This window comes from Pseudoxanthomonas taiwanensis, from assembly GCF_010093135.1.
Lineage (GTDB): Bacteria > Pseudomonadota > Gammaproteobacteria > Xanthomonadales > Xanthomonadaceae > Pseudoxanthomonas > Pseudoxanthomonas taiwanensis.
The window spans coordinates 1-6,592 of the sequence record NZ_PDWK01000103.1 but is presented as its reverse complement, the minus strand read 5'-3'; the positions used below and the strand labels follow the sequence as shown (position 1 = coordinate 6,592).

At 73.2% G+C, this 6,592-nt stretch carries 9 protein-coding genes; 6 read left to right on the top strand and 3 right to left on the bottom strand.

What is annotated here, in order from left to right:
• Positions 1-123: 123 nt before the first annotated feature.
• A complete protein-coding gene (locus CR938_RS13515; RefSeq protein ID WP_162125499.1) occupies positions 124-351 on the bottom strand; it encodes a hypothetical protein in 228 nt (75 codons plus the stop codon).
• A 179-nt stretch (positions 352-530) separates the two neighbouring features.
• On the opposite strand from CR938_RS13515, the gene rocF reads away from it, so the two are divergent.
• The 6 genes from rocF to CR938_RS13485 all read left to right on the top strand — a co-directional run bounded on the left by rocF (position 531) and on the right by CR938_RS13485 (position 4,981).
• Complete coding sequence (gene rocF, locus CR938_RS13510; RefSeq protein ID WP_162125498.1) at positions 531-1,454, top strand: arginase; 924 nt, start codon at positions 531-533, stop codon at positions 1,452-1,454.
• Positions 1,455-1,553: 99 nt separating this feature from the next.
• A complete protein-coding gene (locus tag CR938_RS13505; RefSeq protein ID WP_162125497.1) occupies positions 1,554-1,706 on the top strand; it encodes an entericidin A/B family lipoprotein in 153 nt (50 codons plus the stop codon).
• A gap of 210 nt (positions 1,707-1,916) precedes the next feature.
• The gene (locus tag CR938_RS13500; RefSeq protein ID WP_162125496.1) at positions 1,917-2,132 is read left to right on the top strand and encodes a CsbD family protein; all 216 of its coding nucleotides are present in this window, start codon (positions 1,917-1,919) and stop codon (positions 2,130-2,132) included.
• A 115-nt stretch (positions 2,133-2,247) separates the two neighbouring features.
• Positions 2,248-3,612, top strand: coding sequence for a tryptophan--tRNA ligase (locus CR938_RS13495; protein WP_162125495.1), 1,365 nt, complete (start codon positions 2,248-2,250; stop codon positions 3,610-3,612).
• The gene (locus CR938_RS13490) at positions 3,612-3,932 is read left to right on the top strand and encodes a hypothetical protein (RefSeq protein ID WP_162125494.1); all 321 of its coding nucleotides are present in this window, start codon (positions 3,612-3,614) and stop codon (positions 3,930-3,932) included. Before CR938_RS13495 ends, CR938_RS13490 begins: the two co-directional genes overlap by 1 nt.
• Positions 3,933-4,033: 101 nt before the next feature.
• Positions 4,034-4,981, top strand: a complete 948-nt coding sequence (locus tag CR938_RS13485; protein WP_162125493.1) for an MBL fold metallo-hydrolase — start codon at positions 4,034-4,036, stop codon at positions 4,979-4,981.
• Between the two features lie 9 nt (positions 4,982-4,990).
• On the opposite strand, the gene CR938_RS13480 is transcribed toward CR938_RS13485, so the two are convergent.
• Together CR938_RS13480 and CR938_RS13475 are read right to left on the bottom strand one after the other, a co-directional pair.
• Positions 4,991-5,374, bottom strand: a complete 384-nt coding sequence (locus CR938_RS13480; protein ID WP_162125492.1) for a VOC family protein — start codon at positions 5,372-5,374, stop codon at positions 4,991-4,993.
• 105 nt (positions 5,375-5,479) lie between these two features.
• Positions 5,480-6,592, bottom strand: a 1,113-nt coding sequence (locus tag CR938_RS13475; RefSeq protein ID WP_162125491.1) for a dihydrolipoamide acetyltransferase family protein, incomplete at its 5' end; no start/stop codon positions are given.

The window sequence follows — 6,592 nt, the reverse complement described above, 5'->3', positions numbered from 1 at the left end:
GAGCACTTGAAGGTTGTCCAGCGACACATTGCCCCGCTGCCGCGGCAGGCAATCCTCGATACGCGCGAATTGCGCAGGCGTAAGTTCCATGCGCAGTATGTTAGCACGTAGTGTTAACAGGCCCTAGTAGTGCATCTCGCACGCCGGCAGCAGGCGCATGCGCCCGGCGATGGGCGTGGCGGCGGCCGCGTCGTCGGCGTAGCCGGCGGCCCAGGCCCGCGCGTACCACACCCCGTGCGCCGGCAGGTCGTAGGCGCGCCAGTGTGCGCCGTCGTGGAAACCGTGGAAGGTCTCCGTGGCCCCGCTGGCGTTGGTGGCCAACACGGTCAGCGGCAGGTTGAAGGGCGGCACCGCGGCTCCGGGACCGTGGAGGGTGGCTGCGAGGGGCGGGGGCAGGAGGCTCATGGCTGTCTGGATAGCAGGTCGGACGTGAGCACGGCGTCGCGTGGCGGGCTGCTGTTGCGGCGCGCCAATCGCCGCAAGGCCCGGCTGGCTAGACTGGCGCGCTGGTTCACGATGGATCCTGCGCAATGAGCCGACGATTTCCTCCCGTTTCCCTGATCGGCGTGCCGACCGACGTCGGTGCCGGCCACCGCGGTGCCTCGCTCGGCCCGGAGGCGCTGCGCATCGCCGGCATCGGGCAGGCCCTGGCCGCGCGCGGCGTGGACGTGCGCGACTGCGGCAACCTGTCCGGTCCGCCCAATCCTTGGCAGCCGCCCGTGCACGGCTACCGCCACCTGGAGCAGGTGGTGGAGTGGAACCGCGCGCTGATGGAGGCCAGCCTGCGCGAACTGCGCGACGGCCGCATGCCGGTGATGCTGGGCGGCGACCACTGCCTGGCCATCGGCTCGATCACCGCGGTGGCGCGGCACTGCCGCGACACCGGCAAGAAGCTGCGCGTGCTGTGGCTGGACGCGCACGCCGACTTCAACACCAACGAGGTCACTCCCTCGGGCAACATCCACGGCATGCCGGTGGCCTGCCTGTGCGGGCTGGGCCCGGATGCGCTCACCCGCCTGGGCGGCGACGCGCCGGTGCTGCGCCCGGAGCAGGTGCGGCAGATCGGCATCCGCTCGGTGGACCCGGAGGAGAAGCGCCTGGTCAAGCAGTACGGCCTGGACATCTACGACATGCGCTACATCGACGAGGTCGGGATGAAGGCGGTGATGCAGCAGGCGCTGGAGGGCGTGGACGCGGACACCCACCTGCACGTCAGCTTCGACGTGGACTTCATCGACCCGGAGATCGCCCCCGGCGTGGGCACCTGCGTGCCGGGCGGACCCAACTACCGGGAGGCGCAGCTGGTGATGGAGATGATCGCCGACACCGGGCGCATGGGCTCGCTGGACATCGTCGAGCTCAACCCGGTGCTGGACACGCGCAACCAGACCGGGCGCCTGGCGGTGGACCTGGTGGAGAGCCTGTTCGGCAAGTCCACGCTGATGCGCGACTGAACCCCGCGCCGGCGCGCTTCACGCCGGTTGCACGCGGGAACGGGCCAGATTGGCCGCACGCCGCACGGAGCGTGCGGCCGCCCGTCACAGGAGCCCAACATGAAGCGCATCATCGCACTCGCCCTGCTGAGCCTGTTCTCCGTCGGCACGCTGACCGCGTGCAACACCATGTCCGGCGCAGGCCAGGACATCCAGAAGGCAGGCGAGAAGATCGAGGACAAGGCCGAGGACTGCAAGGACGGCAAGTGCTGACCTTCGCCGCCCTTCGTGGCGACACGACGGGGCCGGGCAACCGGCCCCGTTTTTTGTTGGCATGCCCGCGGGCATGCCCTTCGCGCCGCGTGCATCCACCGGTAACCGCGCATTGACGCGCGCTGGACCGTGGCCCAACGACGGGTCCGCGACACTGAATGCCGGCCACCGATACCGGGGCGCCGACCACCATCCACCAAGGAGGCACGCATGAACCGCGACATCATCGCCGGCAACTGGAAGCAGCTGAAGGGCCAGATGAAGGCCAAGTGGGGCGACCTCACCGACGACGTGTTCGACGTGGCCGAGGGCAACGCCGAATACCTGGCCGGCAAGCTGCAGGAGCGCTACGGCTGGGAGAAGGACCGGGCCCAGCGCGAGGTCCGCGACTTTGAGCGCGGCCTGGACGACACCTGGCGCCACTGACGCGCCAGCGATCCAACCCGGCCCGGCCGCGTCCCGCGGCCGGGCCCCGGCGGGACGGGGCGGGCGTGGCGCCCGGAGGGCGTAGAATGGCCGGGTCGTTCGACCCCTGCGCACCATGACCGTCCGCGTCCTTACCGGTATCACCACCACCGGCACACCCCACCTGGGCAACTATGCCGGCGCCATCCGTCCGGCCATCGCCGCCAGCCGCGCCAAGGGCGTGGAGAGCTTCTTCTTCCTGGCCGACTACCACGCGCTGATCAAGGCCGACGACCCCGACCGGGTCGCCCGCTCGCGCCTGGAGATCGCCGCCACCTGGCTGGCCTGCGGCCTGGACCCGGCCAGGGTGACCTTCTACCGCCAGTCGGACATCCCCGAGATCCCGCAGCTGTGCTGGCTGCTGACCTGCGTGGCGGCCAAGGGCCTGCTCAACCGCGCCCACGCCTACAAGGCCGCGGTGGACAAGAACACCGCCGCCGGCGAGGACCCGGACGCGGGCGTGACCGCCGGCCTGTACATGTACCCGGTGCTGATGGCCGCCGACATCCTGGCCTTCGGCGCGCACAGGGTGCCGGTCGGCCGCGACCAGATCCAGCACATCGAGATGGCGCGCGACATCGGCCAGCGCTTCAACCACCTCTACGGCGAGTCCTGGCGCCGCGTCACCGGCGCCACGGGCGAGCCGCTGGTGCTGCCGGAGGCGCAGATCGACGAGAACGTGGCCACGCTGCCCGGCCTGGACGGGCGCAAGATGTCCAAGAGCTACGACAACACCATCCCGCTGTTCGCGCCGCCGGCCGAGCTCAAGCGCCTGGTGATGTCCATCGTCACCGACTCGCGTGCCCCGGGCGAGCCCAAGGACACCGAGGGTTCGGCGGTGTTCCAGCTGTACCAGGCCTTCGCCACCGCCGAGCAGACCGAGGAGATGCGCCACGCCTTCGCCGAAGGCATCGGCTGGGGCGACGCCAAGCAGCGCCTGCTGGCCCGCATCGAGGAGCAGGTGGCGCCGCTGCGCGAGCAGTATGCGCAGCTGATCGCCCGGCCGGCGCAGCTGGAGGAGATCCTGCAGGAGGGCGCGCGCAAGGCCCGCGACATCACCGTGCCGCTGCTGGACGGCCTGCAGCGTGCGGTGGGCCTGGGCCCCTTCGCCGCCCCACGCGCCGCCGCCGCGCCGAAGGCGCGTGCCGCCGCGGCGAAGCTGCCGCAGTTCAAGCAGTACCGCGAGGCCGACGGCCGCTTCTACTTCAAGCTGGTGGACGGCAACGGCACGGTGCTGCTGCAGGGCGACGGCCACGACTCCCCGCGCGAGGCCGGGCAGCTGATCGCGCGCCTGCGCCGCGAGGGCCCGACCGCGCTGCACGAGCTGGAGCAGCGCGCCGTCGGCCTGATGGGCGAGCGCGTGGGCACCCTGGGTGAGGACGTGGCCGGGGTGGAGGCGGTGGTGGACGCGCTGCGCCAGCTGGCGGAGGATGCCGCCTGATGGGCTACCAGTACCTCACCCTGCTGCTGTTCCTGCCCTGGTTCGCCCTGCTGGGCGCGCTGTACTGGTGCTATCCCCGCCGCCCGCGCCCGGCGGCGCGGCGCGCGTTCGACGCGGCGGTGCTGGTGCTGGCCCTGGCCCTAAGCATCGCCGGCATGCGCCTGGGCTATGCCGACGGCGCGGCCGACCCGGGCGCCGGCCCGATCTGGCGCCAGGTGCTGGCGGTGCTGTACGCCTACGGCGCGTTCCTGGCGGTGCTGGCGGTGGCCGTGCCGCTGCGCATGCGCCTGCTGGCCGGCCGCTGGCGCGACGCCGGCTGAACCCGGGCCCGCCGGGAGCGGGACGCTACGACCAAAGCCGGGTCGTCCGCGCACGGGCGCCGGCCTAGCATGCACGCATCCCCACGCACGGAATGAGTCCCATGCCCGAACACGGCATCCATACCATCGACACCGGCTACGTCAGGCCCGGCTTCGACGCGGCCTACCTGGTCGTCGGCGACGGCGGCCGCGCCGCCTTCGTCGACTGCGGCACCTGCCACAGCGTGCCGGCCATGCTGCAGGCCCTGGACGCGGCGGGCCTGGCCCCGGAGCAGGTGGACTGGCTGGTGGTCACCCCTGTCCACCTGGACCATGCCGGCGGCGCCGGCGCGCTGCTGGAGCGCCTGCCCGGCGCGCGCCTGGTGGCGCATCCGCGCGCGGCCCCGCACCTGGTGGATCCGGCGCGCCTGGTGGCCAGCGCGGTGGCGGTGTACGGGCAGGAGGCGTTCGACCGCCACTACGGCCAGGTGCAGCCGGTGCCGGCCGAGCGCGTGGTGGTGGCGCACGACGGCCACGTCGTCGAGCTGGCCGGCCGCCCGTTGCGCTGCATCGACACGCCCGGCCATGCCCGCCACCACCTGTGCGTGTGGGACGCGCGCAGCCGCGCCTGGTTCACCGGCGACACCTTCGGCCTGTCCTACCGCGAGCTGGACAGCGAGCAGGGTGCCTTCATCCTGCCCACCTCCTCGCCGGTGCAGTTCGAGCCCGAGCCGCTGCAGGCCTCGATCGCGCGGATGCTGGAGGCCGCTCCCGAGGCGATGTACCTGACCCATTACGGGCGGGTCACCGGCGTGCGCCGCCTGGCCGCGGAGCTGCACGAGCAGATCGATGCGATGGTGTCGCTGGCGCAGGCCTGCGACGGCCGTCCGGACCGCCACGAGGCGCTGGTGGCGGCGCTGTCGGACTACTACCTGGAGCGCGCGCGCGCCCACGGCTGCGCGCTGGAGGAGGCGGCCGTGCTGGAGCTGCTGGGCATGGACATCGAACTCAACGCCCAGGGCCTGGAGGTGTGGCTGGACCGCGCGCGCCGGCACGCCCGGCACGGGTAGGGCGGCGCGTCAGTCCCGGCGTGCGGCATCCTCGCCCGGTTCCGGCTGCGCGCGCACCACGCAGAAGCGCTGGCCGGTTGGGGCTTCCATCACCCACCAGCGCTTGACGAAGGCCACGCGGCGGGCGCCCAGCTTTTCCAGGCGTTCGGCCTCGGCGTCGATGTCGTCGGCCTCGATGTCCAGGTGCACGCGCGAGGGATGGTCCACCTTCTGCACGGCCACGTACAGGCCGCCGCGGATGTCGCCCAGCGCCTGGTACTGCGCGGTCGCGTCGCCGGCGTCGCGGTCGGTGACCGGCAGGCCCAGCGCCTGGCTCCAGAAGTCGGTGGCGGCGTCCAGGTCTTCGGTGTTGCAGTCGATGATGAATCCGGCCAGACGGCTGCGGTGTGCCATGGGAACCTCCGGTGCGGGGGGGAGGAGGAGCGCCGGGCGCCGCGTGGCGGCGCCCGCATGCCGCGGCCGGAAGGCGGCGTGGTGCCGCCTCCCCGGCCGGGCGGGTTACTGCGGCAGGGCCATGTCGTCCAGCAGCGCGCGCAGGAAGCGCGCCGCCTCGCCGCCGGTGCAGGCGCGGTGGTCGAAGGTCAGCGAGATCGGCAGGCGGCGGTGCACCTCGATGCCGCCCATCACCGCCACCACGTCGTGCGACAGGCGGCCGGCGCCGACGATGGCCACGCATGGCGGCACCACCACCGGGGTGGCGTAGCGGCCGGCGAACATGCCGAAGTTGGACAGTGAGATGGTGTAGCCGGTCAGCTCGCCGGGCGGGATGCTGCGGTCCTCCACCTGCTGGCGCAGGCGGTCGATGCCGGCGCGCACGCCCTGCGCGTCGAGCATGTCGGCATTGCGCAGCGCCGGCACGAACAGCCCGTCGGGCGTGTCCACGGCGATGCCGATGTCCACGTGCGGGTGCAGGGTGCGGGTCAGGTTCTCGCCGTCGAACCAGGCGTTGAGCGCCGGCTCGGCGCGGCAGGCGGCCACGATCGCGCGCACCAGGCGCGCGGTGATGTCCTGCCTGCCGATCCAGGCGTGCAGGTCCGCATCGTCCACCAGAGTGGTCGGCACCACCTTGCTGTGCGCGTCGGCCATCACCCGCGCCATGTTGCGGCGCACGCCCTTGAGCTGCTCGGGCTGGCCGGCGGCGGACACGCCCGGCGGCCGGGTGCGCATCGGCCGGCCGGAGGCCGAGAGCAGGGTGCGTTGCGGCGCCTGCGCTGCGGCCGGGGCCGCGGCGGGGGTGGCGTGCGTGGCCGGAGCGGCGGCGCGCGGCGCGGCCGGGGCGGTGCCGGCGGCGGCGGCCTGCTTCACGTCGGCCATGGTCACGGTGCCGTCGGGGCCGGTCGGGGTGACACGCGCCAGGTCCACGCCCAGCTTGCGCGCCAGCGCGCGCACCGCAGGCATGGCCTTGACCCCGCCCACCGCCACCGCACGCTCGCTGTGCACGGCGTCGGACACCTGCATGGCGCCGACCACGGTGCCGGCGTCGCCGGCGGGCGCGGCCGGGGCGGTGCCGGCGGCGGCGGCCTGCTTCACGTCGGCCATGGGCACGGTGCCGTCGGGGCCGGTCGGGGGGGCACGCGCCAGGTCCACGGCCAGCTTGCGGGCCCGCGCGCG